Source organism: Microbacterium sp. NPDC055665 (assembly GCF_053618035.1).
Genome location: NZ_JBSHGY010000003.1, coordinates 236,310 through 253,723, shown reverse-complemented (window position 1 = coordinate 253,723; position 17,414 = coordinate 236,310). Strand labels below are relative to the sequence as shown.

Genomic DNA, 17,414 nt, shown 5'->3' with positions numbered 1-17,414 from the left:
CACACCAATGAAGGTGAACAAGAGGGGCATCGCCGCCGCAGGCGCGATCGCCATCGTTTCGACTCTGACGCTTGCCGGCTGCTCCACCGGGACCAGCGGCGACGACACCTCCGACTCCAAGGACGGCGGCAAGCTGGTCGTCTGGGTCGACGCCGAGCGCGTGGATGCGCTGCAGGACGCAGCCGACTCCTACGAGGACAAGACCGGCGTCAAGGTCGAGCTCGTCGGCAAGTCGGTCGACGACATGAAGGACGACTTCATCCAGCAGGTCCCGACCGGCAAGGGCCCCGACGTCGTCATGGGCGCACACGACTGGCTGGGCGAGCTCTCCACGAACGGCGTCGTCGCGCCGATCGAGCTCGGTGACAGCTCCGAGGACTACCTTCCGGTCGCGCTGCAGGCCGCAACCTACGAGGGCACCGTGTACATGCTGCCGTACGCGGTCGAGAACATCGCGGTGCTGCGCAACGCCGACCTCGTCCCGGCCGCGGCCACCAGCTTCGACGACATGGTCTCGAAGGGCACGTTCGTCGTCGAGCAGGGCACCGAGGGCAACCCGTACCACCTGTATCCGTTCCAGACGGCCTTCGGTGCGCCGGTCTTCGGCACCGATGACTCCGGCAGCTATGACCCTGCCGACCTGCAGCTCGGCAGCGAGGGTGGCTTCGCGTTCGCCGATTGGCTGGGTGTGCAGGGCGCTGCCGGCGTGCTGAACACCGACGTCGACGGCGAGATCGCCAAGCAGCAGTTCCTCGACGGCACCGCCGCCTTCTGGCTGACCGGTCCGTGGAACGTCGGTGCCGCGACCGAGGCCGGCATCAACGTCGCGATCGACCCGATCCCGAGCCCGACCGGCGAGACCGCTTCGCCGTTCGCCGGCGTCAAGGGCTTCTTCGTCAGCTCCGAGTCGAAGAACAAGGTCGCCGCGAACGACTTCCTCGTCAACTACATCGGCACCGAAGACGTGCAGCTCGAGCTCTTCAAGGCCGGCAACATCCTGCCCGCGCTCACCGCCGCTGCGGACACCGCCGCGTCCGACCCGATCATCGCCGGCTTCCAGGCTGTCGGTGAAGACGCCGTCCCGATGCCCGCCATCCCGGCCATGGGCGCGGTGTGGGAATTCTGGGGCGTCGCCGAGGCCGCGATCATCAACGGTGCGGACCCGACGGCGACGTGGCAGAAGCTCGTCGACGACGTGACCGCCGCCATCAAGTAACAGCACCCACTGGCCCTGCCGGGGCGGACCTCTCCGTCCGCCCCGGCAGGATCATGACGAGGACGAGATGACAGACATCGACGAGCGCACTGCCCCTCCGACCAGACGCCAGCGCCAGGCCGCGAAGATCGCCGAGGCGGCATCCGGCCCGATCGGCTGGATGCTGCTGAAGATCCTCCTGCTGGCGGTCGTCGACGCGATCGCGCTGTACGCGGCGTTCGTGCTCTTCGCCAACAAGGAGTGGCTGATCCTCGGCATCGTCGTCGCGGTGGCCGTCCTCGTCAACTACATCTACTTCTCCCGCAAGCGCATCGCCGCGAAATACCTCACGCCGGGAATCATCTTCCTGATCCTGTTCCAGGTGTTCACGCTGCTCTACACCGGCTACATCGGATTCACGAACTACGGCACCGGGCACAACGGCACCAAGGATCAGGCGATCTCCTCGCTTCTCGCCTCCGCGCAGGAGCGGGTCGAAGACTCTCCCACCTATCCGGTCACGGTCGTCGAACAGTTCGGCACCTACGGTCTCCTCGTGACCGACCCGGAGTCCGGCGACGCGCTCCTCGGCACGGCGGAGCAGCCGCTCGAAGAGGTGGATGCCGAGTTCGAGGGCGGGCAGGCCGTCGCGGTCGAGGGCTGGACGACGCTCCCGCTGGCCACGGTGTTCACCCTCTCCGAAGAGCTCGAGAAGCTGTCGGTCCCCTTCAGCGATGACCCCAACGACGGCAGCCTGCGCGCGCCCGACGGGCAGAAGGGGTACCTGTACGTCTCGACGCTCGCCTACGACGAAGCCGCAGACACCATCACCGACACGACCACGGGCACGGTGTACTCCGACACCGGCGAAGGAGCCTTCACCGCCGACGACGGCGAGCAGCTGCTCCCCGGTTGGCAGACGACGGTCGGCTTCGACAACTTCGTGCGCGCGGTCACCGACTCGTCGATCCGCGGACCGCTCATCTCCGTGACGCTGTGGACCTTCGCGTTCGCGTTGATCTCGGTCGCCACGACGTTCTTCCTCGGGCTCCTGCTCGCGCTGGTCTTCAACAACACCCGGATGCGGTTCCGCAACGGGTACCGGATCATCCTGATCCTTCCGTACGCGTTCCCCGCCTTCCTGTCGGCTCTCGTCTGGGCCGGCATGATGAACGAGAGCTTCGGCTTCATCAACCAGGTCATCTTCGGGGGAGCGGAGATCCCCTGGCTCACGGATCCGACGCTGGCCAAGGTGTCGGTGCTGCTGGTGAACCTGTGGCTCGGCTTCCCCTACATGTTCCTCGTCTGCATGGGCGCCCTTCAGGGCATCCCGGAAGACGTGAACGAGGCGGCCGTCATGGACGGCGCGAATCCGTGGCAGGTCTTCCGCCGCATCAAGCTGCCGCTGCTGCTCGTCACCGTCGCGCCGTTGCTGATCTCGTCGTTCGCGTTCAACTTCAACAACTTCAACCTGATCTACATGCTCACCAAGGGCGGACCCCGCTTCAGCGACGTGTCCATCCCCGTCGGGCACACCGACATCCTGATCTCGATGGTCTACAAGGTGGCTTTCACCGGGCAGACCCGTGACTACGGGCTCGCCTCGGCATTCACGATCCTGATCTTCATCGTCGTCGCGACGATCTCGATCATCAGCTTCCGCAAGACCAAGGCCCTCGAGGAGCTGAACTGACATGAGCACCGCCGGCCCCGCCACCACTCGCGCCACCACCGAGGCGCAGAGCCTCGCCCCTCGTCGACGCAGTTTCGGCGCCTGGTTCGCCGACACCGGATGGCGTCACCTCGTCGCGATCGTCGTGAGCGCCTTCGCCCTGTTCCCGCTGCTGTACGTCGTCTCGGCGTCACTGAATCCGAAGGGGACGCTGACCGGCTCGAACCAGCTGTTCTCCGCGATCGGGATCGACAGCTACGTCCGCATCCTGAGCGACCCGCAGAATCCGTACGCCACGTGGTTCCTCAACACGCTCCTGATCGCCGTGGTCACCGGCGCGGTCACCGTCTTCATCGGCGCCTGCGCGGCATATGCGTTCTCGCGCATGCGGTTCGCCGGACGCCGGGTCGGCCTCGTCACGATCGTGGTCGTGCAGATGTTCCCGCAGCTGCTGGCCGTCGTCGCGATCTTCCTGCTCATGTCGACGCTGGGGGACTGGTTCCCCGCCATCGGGCTGAACACCCACACCGGCCTGATCCTGGTCTACCTCGGTGGAGCGCTGGGTGTGAACACCTACCTGATGTACGGCTTCTTCAACACGATCCCGAAGGAGATCGACGAGGCCGCCCGCATCGACGGCGCCGGTCACGCGCGCATCTTCTTCACAATCATCCTGCGTCTGGTCGCGCCGATCCTCGCGGTCGTCGGGCTCCTCTCCTTCATCGGCACGGTCAACGAGTACGTGATCGCGAGCGTCATGCTGGTCGACGTGGAGCAGCAGACGCTCGTCGTCGGACTCACCAAGCTCGTCGCGAACCCGCGCTACGCGGACTGGTCCGCCTTCTCTGCCGGCGCCGTGATGGCCGCCATCCCGGTGATGATCCTGTTCCTCTTCCTGCAGAAGTACATCGTCGGCGGTCTCACCGCTGGTGCGACGAAGGGCTGATCGTCCGGGATGCCCGTCCGCTGAGAGTGAGCGGCAGCGGTAACGTGCATCGCATGGTAGCTTGTCATGCATGACAGCTGACGTGGGATCGCAGATGCGCAAAGGGGTGGTCGAGTATTGCGTGCTCGGGCTCCTCGCGCGCGAGCCCATGTACGGCTGGCAGCTGGCCGATGCGCTCACGGGCGCCGGGCTGATCGCCAGCATCGGCACGCTCTACCCGCTGCTGGGACGGCTGCGGGACAACGGCTGGGTCAGCACGTTCGACCTGCCGTCGGAGAGCGGTCCGGTACGCAAGTACTACCGGCTCACCGAGTCGGGTACGGAGCAGCTCGAGCGTTTCCGAGTGCAGTGGACACCGTTCGCCCGTGTCGTCACGGGCCTCGTCGGAGAGGGACGACCATGACAGAGACCACCGCAGACACCCTGCGCGAGGAGTACCTCGCCCGACTCGACGAGGCGATGCGCGGGCTCCCGCACGGTGTCGCGACCGACATCCGCGGCGGAATCGTCGAGGAGCTCCAGGGCCTCGACGCCGCAGAGACGGCCGCGCGGATCGCTCGACTCGGCGATCCGGTGGCCATCGCGAGGGAGGCGCAGGACGAGGTGCCGGCGAGCCCGACCATCGCGGTCGCACCTCCGGTCGTCGCGCCGCCGGCTCCTCGGCTGCCGACGACATCGACGCGCGGGTTCGCGATCACGGCAGCGCTGACGCTGAGCTTCGGCGGCTTCGTGCTCCCCGTCCTCGGCTGGTTCGTGGGGGCCGTGCTCGTCAGCATCAGCACACTCTGGAAGACGTGGGAGAAGGTCGTGGCCATCGTCGTGCCGTTCGCGTTCGGTGCGCTGTCGCTGATCCTCGTGCAGTTCATGAGCTTCGTGGATTACAGCTCGACCGGCAGCTCCTCCGGCACCGGCACCCCCCCCGACGAAGTCGTGAACAACCCGCTGCTGCCGAGTTTCGGCATGTGGCACGTCCTCCTCCTCCTCGGGTTCCTGCTCATCCCGGCATCCGGTCTGTGGCTGCTCTGGCGATTGCGGGGTCGGGTCGCACGCTGAGTCGCGCCACATGCTCGGCGTTGCTCCCGGCCAGTATCCTGGTCGACCCGTACCGTGGAGGCATGGCACGGGTGGCGGGGCGCAATCTGGCGATGAGCTGGTTCGCAGGCATCGTGTGCGCCGGGGTCATCGGCGCGCTCGTCTGGCTGTCCCTCCCGATCCTCCCCGCGCTCGCCGAGTTCGCGGGGACGGCCCTTCGCAACGCCCTTCCCTGACGGTTCGCGTCGGAGTGCGCACGCGTGTATCCCGACACGTCGGCACGCCTGCGTCAGCGGCCGTCGGCCCGGCGGTACCCTCACAATGCACATATCCGATGAGAGGCGCACACCATGAGTGACCCCGACGCTCCCCAGCCCGAGAAGCCGACTGACGTCGACGACGTCGTCGGCAGCGCGAACGCCGGTCTCGACGCCGCCGCCGCAGCGGGCGCGGATGTCCCCGGTTCCACCGATGCGCCGGAGCACACGCAGGCCGCCCCGGTCGACGAGAGGGTCGCCGACCCCGACCTCGCCGCGTTCGAAGCCGCCGAGCGTGATCACCCGGGAACGTTCGCGTCCCCGCCTCCTGCCGTCGTTCCCGCTCCGGCCGTCGAGTCGCGTGAGAGCGCGCGCGACGTCAGGGCAGAAGCCGATGCCGAGAGCGAGTCGTTCTACCCCGAGCCGATCGTGGGCGAGCCCATCCCGTTCGGCCACGAGCAGTCCGGCATGGCCGGCGCAGCCTACGCCCAGTACGGCGACGAGGCCGAGACACGGATCGTGCCGTCGGAGCCGCTGATCGCCGCGTCCGGTGCGGCCGCCGCGGCGCAGCCCCAGCCGATCTTCGTGCAGGCTCCCGAGCCGCCCCGTGACCGCGGCAACCGCGGCACCGCCGGTCTGATCGGCCTGCTCGCGACCCTCGTCTTCGCCGTGCTCTACCTCGGCACAGCGCTGGGCCTCGCCGCGATCGCCGGCGACGTCAACGGCGAGAACATCGGTGAGGCCGCGCTCGCCCCGCTGATGACCTGGGGTTACTGGACGCCAGTCGTCGTCTTCTTCCTCGGCTTCTGGCTGCTCGGCGCGATCATCAACCGCGGTCGCTGGGGGCTCTGGGTCGTCTTCGGCATCATCGTCGGCGTCATCGCCTACGCCGGACACATCCTCGGGCAGCTGTTCGAGGCTCCGTTCTGGAAGCTCACGTCGTCGCAGGGGCTCGAGCTCGTCGGTGAGCAGCTGCTCGCCCCGCTCGCCATCGCCGCATTCGTGTTCGCCCGGGAACTGACCATCTGGTTCGGCGCATGGGTCTCCCGCAGCGGTGCGCGCAAGACCGAGCTGAACGCCGAGGCGCAGCGCGAGTACGAGCGCACCCTCGAAGCCGGTCCGACGCTGTCGAGGTAGTCACGCACTCCACCACGCCGAACCCCCGCGGGCCCGAGTCCGCGGGGGTTTCGGCTGTCCTGGCGGTGGTCCTCGCGACGATCGGCTTCTTCGCGCTCGCGGTGTTCGGGCTGGGGGCGCTGAGCGTGGCCACCGACACCGACATCATCGCGGTTCCGGGTCTGGGGCAGGCGCCCGGTGCGGCAGGGATGGTCGTTGCGGTCATCGCGTTCGCGCTCGCGCTGTGGTCGACGCTCCGACGAGGTGCTCCGTCCTACGTGGCGACGGTCGCCATCGCCCTGTTGACCGCCCTCGCTCATCTCGTGGCGGTGTGGATCACGGTGGTCATCAACTCGTCCGACTTCGTGATCGCCACAGCCGTCGCGGGTGATCTGGTCCGCGGCGGTGCGAGTGCGGTGCTCGTGGCCGCAGGGCTGATCGCGGCGTGGGGCGGCATCGCCCTTCGTCGCACCCGTGCCGAGCATCCGCGCTGGCCCTGGGAGCGCGACGAGGAGGAGTGACCGGGCTCCTCGGGCCGACGATTCGCCGACCCGGCGACGATTCGCCGACCCGGCGACGATTCGCCGACCATCCTGCGGCGAAGGGACGGTCGAACGTCCTCTCCTCGGCGGATCGTCCGGTCGGCTGCATGCGCCCCGCCGTGACGAGTGAAATCGCGGCGACGACGTGCGGCGCGCCGTACGCTGGTGGGGTGGAGCGCTCATTGGAGACGCAGGTGGACCAGGCCGTCGAGGCCTGGTTGCGCTGGGTGCCGCGCTGGGAGCCGGCAACCCACCGCGGTCGCGTCGCGCCGTGCCGCCGTTGTCTCGGCTCACCGATCCTCTCGGCGGCGGGAATCGGCGCGAACACCCCGCACGGCGTGCAGCACGGACTATCAACGCGCATCAAGACCATCGTCGACCACGCCGTCGCTGACTACACGGCACGGAATCTCCCGATGCTGCAGCGCGAACTCGACCAGCAGGCCGCCCGCAACCGGGCTCGCAGCTACCGCCCCACCGAAGACCTCGATCCGGAGTTCGACGGTCTCCCGCTCGACCCCGAGCCGGTTCCCGGAGCGCCGTTCCTGTTCACCATCGCCGGACTCGCAGACGACTCCGCCGCGGAGCTTCCGGCGCTGCCACCTCTGACCGAGGAGGCCAAGATCGCCCTCCGGCAGGAGGTCACCCTCGCCGACGAGTACGCCAACATGGTCGGGCGGGAGATCTGCGGCATCCTGTTGCGCCACCGGATCTATATCCAGGCGGCCATCTCCCAGCACGTCGAGCCGCAGATCGAGGCCCTGCTCGCCGAGCTGACGGAATCACTGGACTCCCCGTTCGACCCCGACCTGCCGTGACCCTCCGTGGGCCGCGCCGCCATCCGGACGGGCTCGCGCTCATTTGACCGCCACGTTACGCGGCATTACACTTGACCAGGTGTGTGCACGTCTCGACGTGCGCACTGGGCGTCGGCACCATGCCGGTCCGCCCCCACGGCATACCCACCACACCAAAAGCTCGTCGATTCCGGCGTGCCGGTGGGTCATGATGTGAAACCCATCACGCTGTCACCGTGCAGCACTATGAGGAGAGAACGTGCCAACCATTCAGCAGTTGGTTCGCAAGGGTCGCTCGCCCAAGGTCACCAAGACCAAGGCGCCGGCGCTCAAGTCGAACCCGCAGCAGGCCGGGGTCTGCACCCGCGTCTACACCACCACGCCCAAGAAGCCGAACTCGGCGATGCGCAAGGTCGCTCGTGTGAAGCTCCGCAACGGCACCGAGGTCACCGCGTACATCCCCGGTGAGGGTCACAACCTCCAGGAGCACTCGCTGGTGCTCGTCCGTGGCGGTCGTGTCAAGGACCTCCCCGGTGTGCGTTACAAGATCGTCCGTGGCGCCCTGGACACCCAGGCAGTCAAGAACCGTAAGCAGGCTCGTTCCCGCTACGGCGCGAAGAAGGGTTGAGTTAGATGCCTCGTAAGGGACCAGCCCCCAAGCGCCCCGTCGTCAACGACCCGGTATACGGCGCTCCGATCGTCACCTCGCTGGTGAACAAGATCCTCGTCGACGGCAAGAAGTCGCTGGCCGAGTCGATCGTCTACGGCGCCCTCCGCGGTGTCGAGGCGAAGAATGGTCAGGACGCCGTCGCCACGCTGAAGAAGGCGCTCGACAACGTGCGCCCGACTCTCGAGGTCCGCAGCCGCCGCGTCGGTGGCTCGACCTACCAGGTGCCGGTCGAGGTCAAGCCTCACCGCGCCAACACGCTCGCTCTGCGCTGGCTCGTCAGCTACGCGAAGGGCCGTCGTGAGAAGACGATGACCGAGCGTCTGCAGAACGAGATCCTCGACGCGTCGAACGGCCTGGGTGCCGCGGTCAAGCGCCGCGAGGACACGCACAAGATGGCCGAGTCGAACCGCGCGTTCGCTCACTACCGCTGGTAACCAGCTTCGCCCGACCCTCGGCCACTCGCCGAGGGGCGGGCACCCCCTCTTCGCAGTACACCTGCTCCAAAAGATAAGGACACTCCTGTGGCACAAGACGTGCTCACGGACCTGAGCAAGGTCCGCAACATCGGCATCATGGCGCACATCGATGCCGGCAAGACCACGACGACCGAGCGCATCCTGTTCTACACGGGCGTCAACCACAAGCTCGGCGAGACGCACGATGGCGCCTCGACCACCGACTGGATGGAGCAGGAGAAGGAGCGCGGCATCACGATCACGTCTGCCGCCGTGACCTGCTACTGGAACAAGAACCAGATCAACATCATCGACACCCCCGGCCACGTGGACTTCACGGTCGAGGTGGAGCGTTCGCTCCGCGTGCTCGATGGTGCTGTCGCCGTGTTCGACGGCAAGGAGGGCGTCGAGCCCCAGTCCGAGACCGTGTGGCGTCAGGCCGACAAGTACAACGTCCCCCGTATCTGCTTCGTCAACAAGATGGACAAGCTCGGCGCGGACTTCTACTTCACCGTCGACACCATCATCAACCGCCTGGGCGCCAAGCCCCTCGTGATCCAGCTGCCGATCGGCGCCGAGAACGACTTCATCGGCGTCGTCGACCTGGTCGAGATGCGTGCACTGGTCTGGGCCGGAGACTCCAAGGGTGACGTCACCATGGGCGCCTCCTACGAGATCCAGGAGATCCCGGAAGACCTCAAGGAGAAGGCGGCCGAGTACCGTCAGCAGCTCCTCGAGACCGTCGCCGAGACCGACGACGCGCTGCTCGAGAAGTTCTTCGGTGGCGAGGAGCTCACGGTCGCCGAGATCAAGGGCGCGATCCGCAAGCTGACCGTCGCCAGCGAGATCTACCCGGTGCTCTGCGGCTCCGCGTTCAAGAACCGCGGCGTCCAGCCGATGCTCGACGCGGTCGTCGACTACCTCCCGAACCCGCTCGACGTGGGCTCGATCGAGGCGCACGACCCGAAGGACTACGACACGATCATCGAGCGTCACCCGGACTCGAAGGACCCGTTCGCGGCCCTCGCGTTCAAGGTCGCCGTGCACCCGTTCTTCGGTCGTCTGACCTACGTTCGCGTGTACTCGGGTCACCTCGACTCCGGTTCTGCGGTCGTCAACTCGACCAAGAACAAGAAGGAGCGCATCGGGAAGATCTTCCAGATGCACGCCAACAAGGAGATCCCGGTCCCCTCGGTCACCGCCGGCAACATCTACGCGGTCATCGGCCTGAAGGACACCACCACCGGTGACACCCTGACCGACCCGGCAGCGCCCGTCGTCCTCGAGTCGATGACGTTCCCCGAGCCCGTCATCGAGGTCGCCATCGAGCCGAAGACCAAGGCCGACCAGGAGAAGCTGGGTGTCGCCATCCAGAAGCTCGCTGAAGAGGACCCGACCTTCCGCACGGAGCTCAACCCCGAGACCGGTCAGACGACCATCAAGGGCATGGGCGAGCTGCACCTCGACATCCTCGTGGACCGCATGAAGCGCGAGTTCAACGTCGAGGCCAACGTCGGCAAGCCGCAGGTGGCGTACCGCGAGACGATCAAGAAGGCCGTCGAGAAGCACGACTACACGCACAAGAAGCAGACCGGTGGTTCCGGCCAGTTCGCGAAGATCCAGTTCACCATCGAGCCGATGGACCTGGACTCCGAGAAGACCTACGAGTTCGTGAACGCCGTCACCGGTGGTCGCATCCCTCGTGAGTACATCGGCTCGATCGACGCCGGTTTCCAGGACGCGATGAACGTCGGTGTGCTCGCGGGCTACCCGATGGTCGGCGTCAAGGCGACCATCGTCGATGGTGCGGCGCACGACGTCGACTCCTCGGAGATGGCGTTCAAGATCGCGGGCTCCATGGGCTTCAAGGAGGCCGCTCGTCGCGCCAACCCCGTGCTGCTCGAGCCGCTGATGGCCGTCGAGGTCCGTACTCCCGAGGAGTACATGGGCGACGTCATCGGCGACCTGAACTCGCGTCGTGGCCAGATCCAGTCGATGGAAGACGCCGCAGGCGTCAAGGTCGTCCGCGCTCAGGTCCCGCTGTCCGAGATGTTCGGCTACATCGGCGACCTGCGCTCGAAGACCTCGGGCCGCGCCGTCTACTCGATGGAGTTCCACAGCTACGCTGAGGTTCCCCGCGCAGTGGCCGACGAGATCGTCCAGAAGACCAAGGGCGAGTAATCGCTCTTCTGGGTTCCCCGCGGCGCCGAGCACCGCGAAGCGCCGCGGGGTTCCCAGGTCACCTACAACTTCACATTCCCTCTCTACTAAACTGAGAACCTAACCCGTAGAGAACCGGTCGCAAACCAGTGCCCGGTCACCTTTACAACGACGTCCTGAGGAGGACCCAGTGGCTAAGGCCAAGTTCGAGCGGACCAAGCCGCACGTCAACATCGGAACGATCGGTCACGTCGACCACGGCAAGACCACGCTCTCCGCAGCGATCTCGAAGGTGCTTGCTGACAAGTTCCCGTCCGACACCAACGTGCAGCGTGACTTCGCTTCCATCGACTCGGCGCCGGAAGAGCGCCAGCGTGGAATCACCATCAACATCTCGCACATCGAGTACGAGACCCCCAAGCGCCACTACGCTCACGTCGACGCTCCCGGCCACGCCGACTACGTCAAGAACATGATCACCGGTGCTGCTCAGATGGACGGCGCGATCCTCGTGGTCGCCGCCACCGACGGCCCGATGGCTCAGACGCGTGAGCACGTGCTGCTCGCCAAGCAGGTCGGCGTTCCGTACCTGCTGGTCGCGCTGAACAAGTCGGACATGGTCGACGACGAGGAGATCCTGGAGCTCGTCGAGCTCGAGGTCCGCGAGCTGCTCGCAGCCCAGGGCTTCGACGAGGACGCTCCTGTCGTCCGCGTCTCGGCTCTCAAGGCTCTCGAGGGCGACGAGAAGTGGACCCAGGCGATCCTGGACCTGATGCAGGCTGTCGACGACAGCGTTCCGGACCCGGAGCGTGACCGTGACAAGCCGTTCCTGATGCCCGTCGAGGACGTCTTCACGATCACCGGTCGTGGAACCGTCGTCACGGGTCGCGCCGAGCGTGGCACGCTGGCCATCAACTCCGAGGTCGAGATCGTCGGACTCCGTCCGACCGTCAAGACCACGGTCACGGGTATCGAGATGTTCCACAAGCAGCTCGACGAGGCATGGGCCGGCGAGAACTGTGGTCTCCTGCTCCGTGGCACGAAGCGTGAGGACGTCGAGCGCGGCCAGGTCATCGTGAAGCCGGGTTCGGTCACGCCGCACACCGACTTCGAGGGCACCGCGTACATCCTGTCCAAGGACGAGGGTGGGCGTCACAACCCCTTCTACACGAACTACCGCCCGCAGTTCTACTTCCGCACCACCGACGTCACCGGCGTCATCTCGCTGCCCGAGGGCACCGAGATGGTCATGCCCGGCGACACCACCGACATGACGGTCGAGCTGATCCAGCCGATCGCCATGGAGGAGGGCCTCGGCTTCGCCATCCGTGAGGGTGGACGCACCGTCGGCGCCGGTACGGTCACGAAGATCGTCAAGTAAGCAGCTGCTTCCTCGCAAAGGGGCCGGACCTTCGGGTCCGGCCCCTTTGTGGTTCCCTCGCGAAAAGGGAAACGCCGCGACTCAGCCCCGAGTCGCGGCGTTTCCCTGCTTCCGTCGAGGGGTCTGCACAGGAGGGCGGGGGAGGGCGTTGTACCCGGATGCCGGGGGAGGAAGCGGCGGCGGAGGATTCGAAGCGCGGTTGCAGCGCAGCCTGGGCGGATGCGACGACCGAAGCCCCTCCCGCCGGACCTCGGCGACTCGTTCCACATCGCTCACGCCGACGCCACGGGCGTGCGGCGCTGGAGACGCGATCACCGTGCCCTCGTGCGCCCCTTCCCCGGCATCCGCTCCACGTCCGTCCCCGAGACTTTCCGGGCCCGGGTCGACTGCTACGCGCCGCGGCTCCGAGCGGAGCAGTGCTTCACCGGCAGAACGGCGGCACGACTGTGGGGGCTGCCTCTCCCGTGGCGCTGGCATCCGGATGAGCCTGTCGAGGTCGTCGTTCCCTCGGACGGTGCGCCGCCCGCGGTGGCGGGGGTTTGCGGACGCAGACTCGGTGTGCGGCGTCGGACTGCTTCTCTCATCGAGGGACTGCCGGTGCTGGACCCGGTGCCGACGCTGTTCACCCTGGCAGCGAGCCTGACGATCACCGAGGCGGTGGTGCTCATCGACGCCATCATCACGACGTCCGTCAACTACCCGTCGTTGGATGTTCGTCGTCCGCCGGCGGACATCGAGGGGATCCGGGCGACTCTCCTCCGCTGGGGACGGTTCCCCGGTGTGGCGACGATACGCGCGGCCCTCGGGTTCGCTCGAGAAGGAGTGGAGTCGCCCAAGGAGACCGAGACGCGCCTGATGATCGTGATGGCCGGGATGCCGGAGCCCGTTGTGCAGCACGTCATCCGAAGCCGAGGGCGCCGTCTCGCCAGGGTCGACCTCGCGTACGTCGCGGAACGGATCGCGATCGAGTATGAAGGCGACCACCACCGCACCGATCGTGCGCAGTGGCGCGAGGACATCCGTCGGCAGCGGGAGCTGGAGGAAGCGGGCTGGCTGGTGATCCGTCTGACGCAGCATGACCTGCGTGCCGGGCGTGCCGTGTTCATCGCCCGGCTGCGTCGCGCCCTCGCCACCCGCAGTTGAAAGAAGGAAAACGCCGCGCTGAGAGGGGTACGTCCCGGCGTGTTCCTTCTTCCAGGGGGGAGGGGCGGAGAGGGGGCGCGGGGGGTTCCATGCGGGGAGGAGGGACGGCACAATGAGGAGCGTTCCTGCCGGCCGGCAGGGCGCACCGGAGAAGGGGATTCACATGGGTATCGACGACGCGGTCAACAAGGGCAAGGACCTCTACGAGCAGAACAAGGACAAGATCGCCGAGGCCGTCAAGAGCGATCAGGCGGAGGACATCAGCGACAAGGTCCTGGACGGCGTCGCGGACTTCGCGAAGAAGATCGCACCGGGTGCAGCGGACAAGATCGACGAGATCCGGGAGAGCGCGGACAAGGCTGTCGGCAACGAGTAACAGCCCACGCATTCTTGGAGCGGCGATCCACCAACCGGAGGGTCGCCGCTTTCGCGTACCGAGACCGTCGGCGACCGAGCTACTGGTCGTCAGATGTGGCGGATTCGCAGATGTATCGAGTAGGATCGTCTCGACTGCCTGGGGATCTTGCGGTCGGGGAAGCCGAAGGGGTTCGGTTTCCCGAAGCACGCGGTCTTTCCGCGTTGAAACTGGGGACAAGCGATTTTGGGGATCATCGTGCGACGCGCGCACTCTGTGCGCCTGAGCGTCACCCTGCCTGCGCGGCGGCTCTTCCGCCGCGCCCTCGATCGAGGAGTTCGGCGTCCCTTCACGCCGGGCTACTCGCGTTCGGTGTGCCCCCTCGCACTGAACGCCCTCCCCAAGCGGGGCGAGGCATGGGGATGCCTCGCCCCGCTATCTCCAGCCTTCTGACCGGATTTCGCCGTCCGTCGTCGCCGCTTCGAGAGGCGCGACACGCCCGGGTTTGCAGAAGTGAAATCGGGCATGGCAGAATAGACAGGTTCGATATTCCGTCGCCGCTGTGCGTGCGACGGATCACTGCCAGGGCAGTGCATAGACGGCGGCTCCTCCGGGAAGCTGCAGGGTTCTAGGCCGCGGGTAGCAGAACACACCCCGACACCCTTCCCACCGAGGGGTTCGCCGTGCGCGGCGGAGGTCGGGCATCCGTTCCCCTCATGGTGTGCGGCTGACAGAAGAACAGTGGTGCAGCAGATCGACTCGTGAGAGCCGTTCTCGTGCCGAGGCGCGAACAGCGCCGACGTGCGTCCAATGCCCCAGGGCCACCCGGTCCCGGACGGTATGACGCCTAAAGAGAGAGAGCAGACAATGGCGGGACAGAAGATCCGCATTCGCCTGAAGTCGTATGACCACGAGGTCATCGACACGTCCGCACGCAAGATCGTCGACACCGTGACCCGCGCGGGCGCGACCGTCGTCGGACCCGTGCCCCTTCCGACCGAGAAGAACGTCGTGTGCGTTATCCGGTCGCCGCACAAGTACAAGGACAGCCGCGAGCACTTCGAGATGCGCACCCACAAGCGTCTGATCGACATCGTCGACCCGACGCCGAAGGCCGTCGACTCGCTGATGCGTCTCGACCTGCCTGCCGATGTCAACATCGAGATCAAGCTCTGAGGTCGGACATGGTTGACATCAACTCCAAGATTTCCAAGGGCATGCTCGGCACGAAGCTCGGCATGACCCAGGTCTGGAACGAGAGCGGCAAGCTCGTTCCCGTCACCGTCATCGAGCTCGCCTCGAACGTGGTCACGCAGATCCGTACGCCCGAGAAGGACGGCTACAACGCCGTGCAGATCGCCTACGGCCAGATCGACCCCCGCAAGGTGAACAAGCCCCTCACGGCCCACTTCGAGGCAGCCGGCGTCACGCCGCGCCGTCACGTCACCGAGATCCGCACCGCGGACGCCGGCGACTACAGCCTGGGCCAGGAGCTCACGGTCGACGGCACCTTCGAGGCCGGCCAGCTCGTCGACGTCGTCGGCACGAGCAAGGGCAAGGGCTTCGCCGGTGTCATGAAGCGTCACAACTTCAAGGGCGTCTCGGCTTCGCACGGTTCGCACCGCAACCACCGCAAGCCCGGCTCGATCGGCGCATCGTCGACCCCGAGCCGCGTCTTCAAGGGCATGCGCATGGCCGGCCGTATGGGTGGCGAGCGTGTGACCGTCCTCAACCTCACGGTGCACGCCATCGACATCGAGAAGGGTCTGCTGCTCGTCAAGGGCGCCGTCCCCGGTGCTCGTGGCCGCATCGTCTATGTCCGCAACGCAGTGAAGGGTGCCTGAACATGGCTGACTCCACTCTCGCGCTCGACGTCCTTAAGGCAGACGGCAAGAAGGCAGGCTCCATCGAGCTTCCCGCCGCGCTGTTCGACGCCAAGACGAACATCCCGCTCATCCACCAGGTCGTCGTCGCGCAGCTCGCGGCGGCTCGCCAGGGCACGCACTCGACCAAGCGTCGTGGCGAGGTCTCCGGTGCCGGCCGCAAGCCCTTCAAGCAGAAGGGCACGGGTAACGCCCGTCAGGGTTCCATCCGCGCGCCGCACATGACCGGTGGTGGCATCGTCCACGGCCCGAAGCCGCGTGACTACTCGCAGCGCACCCCCAAGAAGATGATCGCCGCCGCCCTGCTGGGCGCGCTCAGCGACCGCTTCCGCGGTGACCGCATCCACGCCATCGAGTCCTTCGGGATCGACGGCACGCCTTCGACCAAGACCGCGGTGAACTTCCTCACCAACGTTGTCTCGTCGAAGAACGTGCTCGTCGTGATCGAGCGCAACGACGACGTGACGCTGAAGAGCATCCGCAACCTGTCGAACCTGCACGTGCTGACGTTCGACCAGCTCAACGCATACGACGTGCTCGTCTCCGACGACATCGTCTTCACCCAGGCCGCGCTCGAGGGCTTCATCGCCTCCAAGTCCGGCGCCAACCAGGAGGTCTCCGCATGAGCGAGCAGGCATCTGTTCTCCAGACGGCCCTGAACAAGGACCCGCGCGACATCATCCTGAAGCCGGTCGTGTCCGAGAAGAGCTACGGGCTCATCGATGAAGGTAAGTACACCTTCCTCGTCGACCCGCGCGCTTCGAAGACCGAGATCAAGCTCGCCATCGAGAAGATCTTCGGCGTCAAGGTCGCAGGGGTCAACACCCTCAACCGCGTCGGCAAGGCTCGTCGCACCCGCTTCGGCACCGGCAAGCGCAAGGACACCAAGCGCGCCATCGTCACCCTGAAGTCGGGCACCATCGACATCTTCACGGCAATCGGCTGATCCGGGGGATAAGGACAATAATGGCTATTCGCAAGTACAAGCCCACGACCCCGGGCCGTCGCGGCTCGTCGGTGGCTGACTTCGCCGAGATCACTCGATCGACGCCGGAGAAGTCGCTGCTGCGCCCGCTCTCGAAGACCGGTGGTCGCAACAACCAGGGCCGCATCACGACCCGTCACATCGGTGGTGGTCACAAGCGCCAGTACCGCGTCATCGACTTCCGTCGTAACGACAAGGACGGCGTCAACGCCAAGGTCGCTCACATCGAGTACGACCCCAACCGCACCGCGCGCATCGCGCTGCTGCACTACTTCGACGGTGAGAAGCGCTACATCCTCGCTCCGGCGAAGCTGAAGCAGGGCGACATCGTCGAGTCGGGTGCAGGGGCTGACATCAAGCCGGGCAACAACCTCCCGCTGAAGAACATCCCCACGGGTACGGTCATCCACGCGATCGAGCTCCGCCCCGGTGGCGGCGCGAAGATGGCACGTTCGGCCGGTGCATCCGTCCGTCTCGTCGCCAAGGACGGCCCCTACGCCCAGCTGCGTCTCCCTTCGGGCGAGATCCGCAACGTCGATGCGCGCTGCCGCGCGACCATCGGCGAGGTCGGCAACGCCGAGCAGTCGAACATCAACTGGGGTAAGGCCGGCCGCATGCGCTGGAAGGGCGTCCGCCCGACCGTGCGTGGTGTCGCTATGAACCCGGTCGACCACCCGCACGGTGGTGGTGAGGGTAAGACCTCTGGTGGTCGTCACCCCGTTTCCCCGTGGGGCCAGGCTGAGGGTCGTACCCGTCACGCCAACAAGGAAAGCGACAAGTACATCGTGCGTCGTCGTAACGCCGGCAAGAAGCGTAAGTAGGAGT

20 protein-coding genes are annotated in these 17,414 nt (G+C 66.5%); all 20 read left to right on the top strand.

Annotated features, from left to right (window positions below; genetic code table 11):
* The first annotated feature begins 7 nt into the window (after positions 1-7).
* The 20 genes from ACWGO6_RS10540 (at position 8) to rplB (ending at position 17,410) form a co-directional block, all read left to right on the top strand.
* Positions 8-1,216: a sugar ABC transporter substrate-binding protein gene (locus ACWGO6_RS10540; protein WP_452326659.1), complete on the top strand. Its 1,209-nt coding sequence runs from the start codon at positions 8-10 to the stop codon at positions 1,214-1,216.
* A gap of 67 nt (positions 1,217-1,283) precedes the next feature.
* Complete coding sequence (locus ACWGO6_RS10535) at positions 1,284-2,888, top strand: ABC transporter permease subunit (protein ID WP_136041322.1); 1,605 nt, start codon at positions 1,284-1,286, stop codon at positions 2,886-2,888.
* Position 2,889: 1 nt separating this feature from the next.
* Positions 2,890-3,813, top strand: a complete 924-nt coding sequence (locus ACWGO6_RS10530; protein ID WP_136041321.1) for a sugar ABC transporter permease — start codon at positions 2,890-2,892, stop codon at positions 3,811-3,813.
* Between the two features lie 70 nt (positions 3,814-3,883).
* Complete coding sequence (locus ACWGO6_RS10525; protein WP_168429575.1) at positions 3,884-4,216, top strand: PadR family transcriptional regulator; 333 nt, start codon at positions 3,884-3,886, stop codon at positions 4,214-4,216.
* Positions 4,213-4,866 carry an HAAS signaling domain-containing protein gene (locus tag ACWGO6_RS10520; protein WP_452326658.1) on the top strand — a complete coding sequence of 218 codons (654 nt, stop codon included), beginning with the start codon at positions 4,213-4,215 and terminating at the stop codon, positions 4,864-4,866. Before ACWGO6_RS10525 ends, ACWGO6_RS10520 begins: the two co-directional genes overlap by 4 nt.
* 62 nt (positions 4,867-4,928) lie before the next feature.
* A complete protein-coding gene (locus ACWGO6_RS10515) occupies positions 4,929-5,081 on the top strand; it encodes a hypothetical protein (RefSeq protein ID WP_168429576.1) in 153 nt (50 codons plus the stop codon).
* Between the two features lie 114 nt (positions 5,082-5,195).
* On the top strand, positions 5,196-6,239 hold the full coding sequence (locus ACWGO6_RS10510) for an ABC transporter (protein WP_452326657.1): 1,044 nt from the start codon (positions 5,196-5,198) through the stop codon (positions 6,237-6,239).
* Positions 6,240-6,304: 65 nt separating this feature from the next.
* Positions 6,305-6,739: a hypothetical protein gene (locus ACWGO6_RS10505; RefSeq protein WP_452326656.1), complete on the top strand. Its 435-nt coding sequence runs from the start codon at positions 6,305-6,307 to the stop codon at positions 6,737-6,739.
* A 191-nt stretch (positions 6,740-6,930) separates the two neighbouring features.
* A complete protein-coding gene (locus ACWGO6_RS10500; protein WP_452326655.1) occupies positions 6,931-7,578 on the top strand; it encodes a spermidine/putrescine ABC transporter substrate-binding protein in 648 nt (215 codons plus the stop codon).
* A 238-nt stretch (positions 7,579-7,816) separates the two neighbouring features.
* A complete protein-coding gene (rpsL, locus tag ACWGO6_RS10495) occupies positions 7,817-8,185 on the top strand; it encodes a 30S ribosomal protein S12 (protein ID WP_017201609.1) in 369 nt (122 codons plus the stop codon).
* Positions 8,186-8,190: 5 nt separating this feature from the next.
* On the top strand, positions 8,191-8,661 hold the full coding sequence (gene rpsG / locus ACWGO6_RS10490; RefSeq protein WP_017201608.1) for a 30S ribosomal protein S7: 471 nt from the start codon (positions 8,191-8,193) through the stop codon (positions 8,659-8,661).
* An 87-nt stretch (positions 8,662-8,748) separates the two neighbouring features.
* Positions 8,749-10,863, top strand: a complete 2,115-nt coding sequence (gene fusA / locus ACWGO6_RS10485; protein ID WP_136041317.1) for an elongation factor G — start codon at positions 8,749-8,751, stop codon at positions 10,861-10,863.
* Between the two features lie 169 nt (positions 10,864-11,032).
* Complete coding sequence (gene tuf, locus ACWGO6_RS10480; RefSeq protein ID WP_028502475.1) at positions 11,033-12,223, top strand: elongation factor Tu; 1,191 nt, start codon at positions 11,033-11,035, stop codon at positions 12,221-12,223.
* 219 nt (positions 12,224-12,442) lie between these two features.
* A complete protein-coding gene (locus ACWGO6_RS10475; RefSeq protein WP_452326654.1) occupies positions 12,443-13,366 on the top strand; it encodes an endonuclease domain-containing protein in 924 nt (307 codons plus the stop codon).
* 163 nt (positions 13,367-13,529) lie between these two features.
* A complete protein-coding gene (locus tag ACWGO6_RS10470; RefSeq protein WP_136041315.1) occupies positions 13,530-13,742 on the top strand; it encodes a hypothetical protein in 213 nt (70 codons plus the stop codon).
* Positions 13,743-14,588: 846 nt separating this feature from the next.
* Positions 14,589-14,897: a 30S ribosomal protein S10 gene (rpsJ, locus tag ACWGO6_RS10465; RefSeq protein ID WP_017201594.1), complete on the top strand. Its 309-nt coding sequence runs from the start codon at positions 14,589-14,591 to the stop codon at positions 14,895-14,897.
* An 8-nt stretch (positions 14,898-14,905) separates the two neighbouring features.
* Positions 14,906-15,565, top strand: coding sequence for a 50S ribosomal protein L3 (rplC, locus tag ACWGO6_RS10460; RefSeq protein WP_029260921.1), 660 nt, complete (start codon positions 14,906-14,908; stop codon positions 15,563-15,565).
* Positions 15,566-15,567: 2 nt separating this feature from the next.
* Positions 15,568-16,230: a 50S ribosomal protein L4 gene (gene rplD, locus ACWGO6_RS10455; RefSeq protein WP_021201122.1), complete on the top strand. Its 663-nt coding sequence runs from the start codon at positions 15,568-15,570 to the stop codon at positions 16,228-16,230.
* On the top strand, positions 16,227-16,550 hold the full coding sequence (gene rplW, locus ACWGO6_RS10450) for a 50S ribosomal protein L23 (RefSeq protein WP_017829206.1): 324 nt from the start codon (positions 16,227-16,229) through the stop codon (positions 16,548-16,550). Before rplD ends, rplW begins: the two co-directional genes overlap by 4 nt.
* A 20-nt stretch (positions 16,551-16,570) precedes the next feature.
* A complete protein-coding gene (gene rplB / locus ACWGO6_RS10445; RefSeq protein WP_017201590.1) occupies positions 16,571-17,410 on the top strand; it encodes a 50S ribosomal protein L2 in 840 nt (279 codons plus the stop codon).
* Positions 17,411-17,414 lie beyond the last annotated feature (4 nt).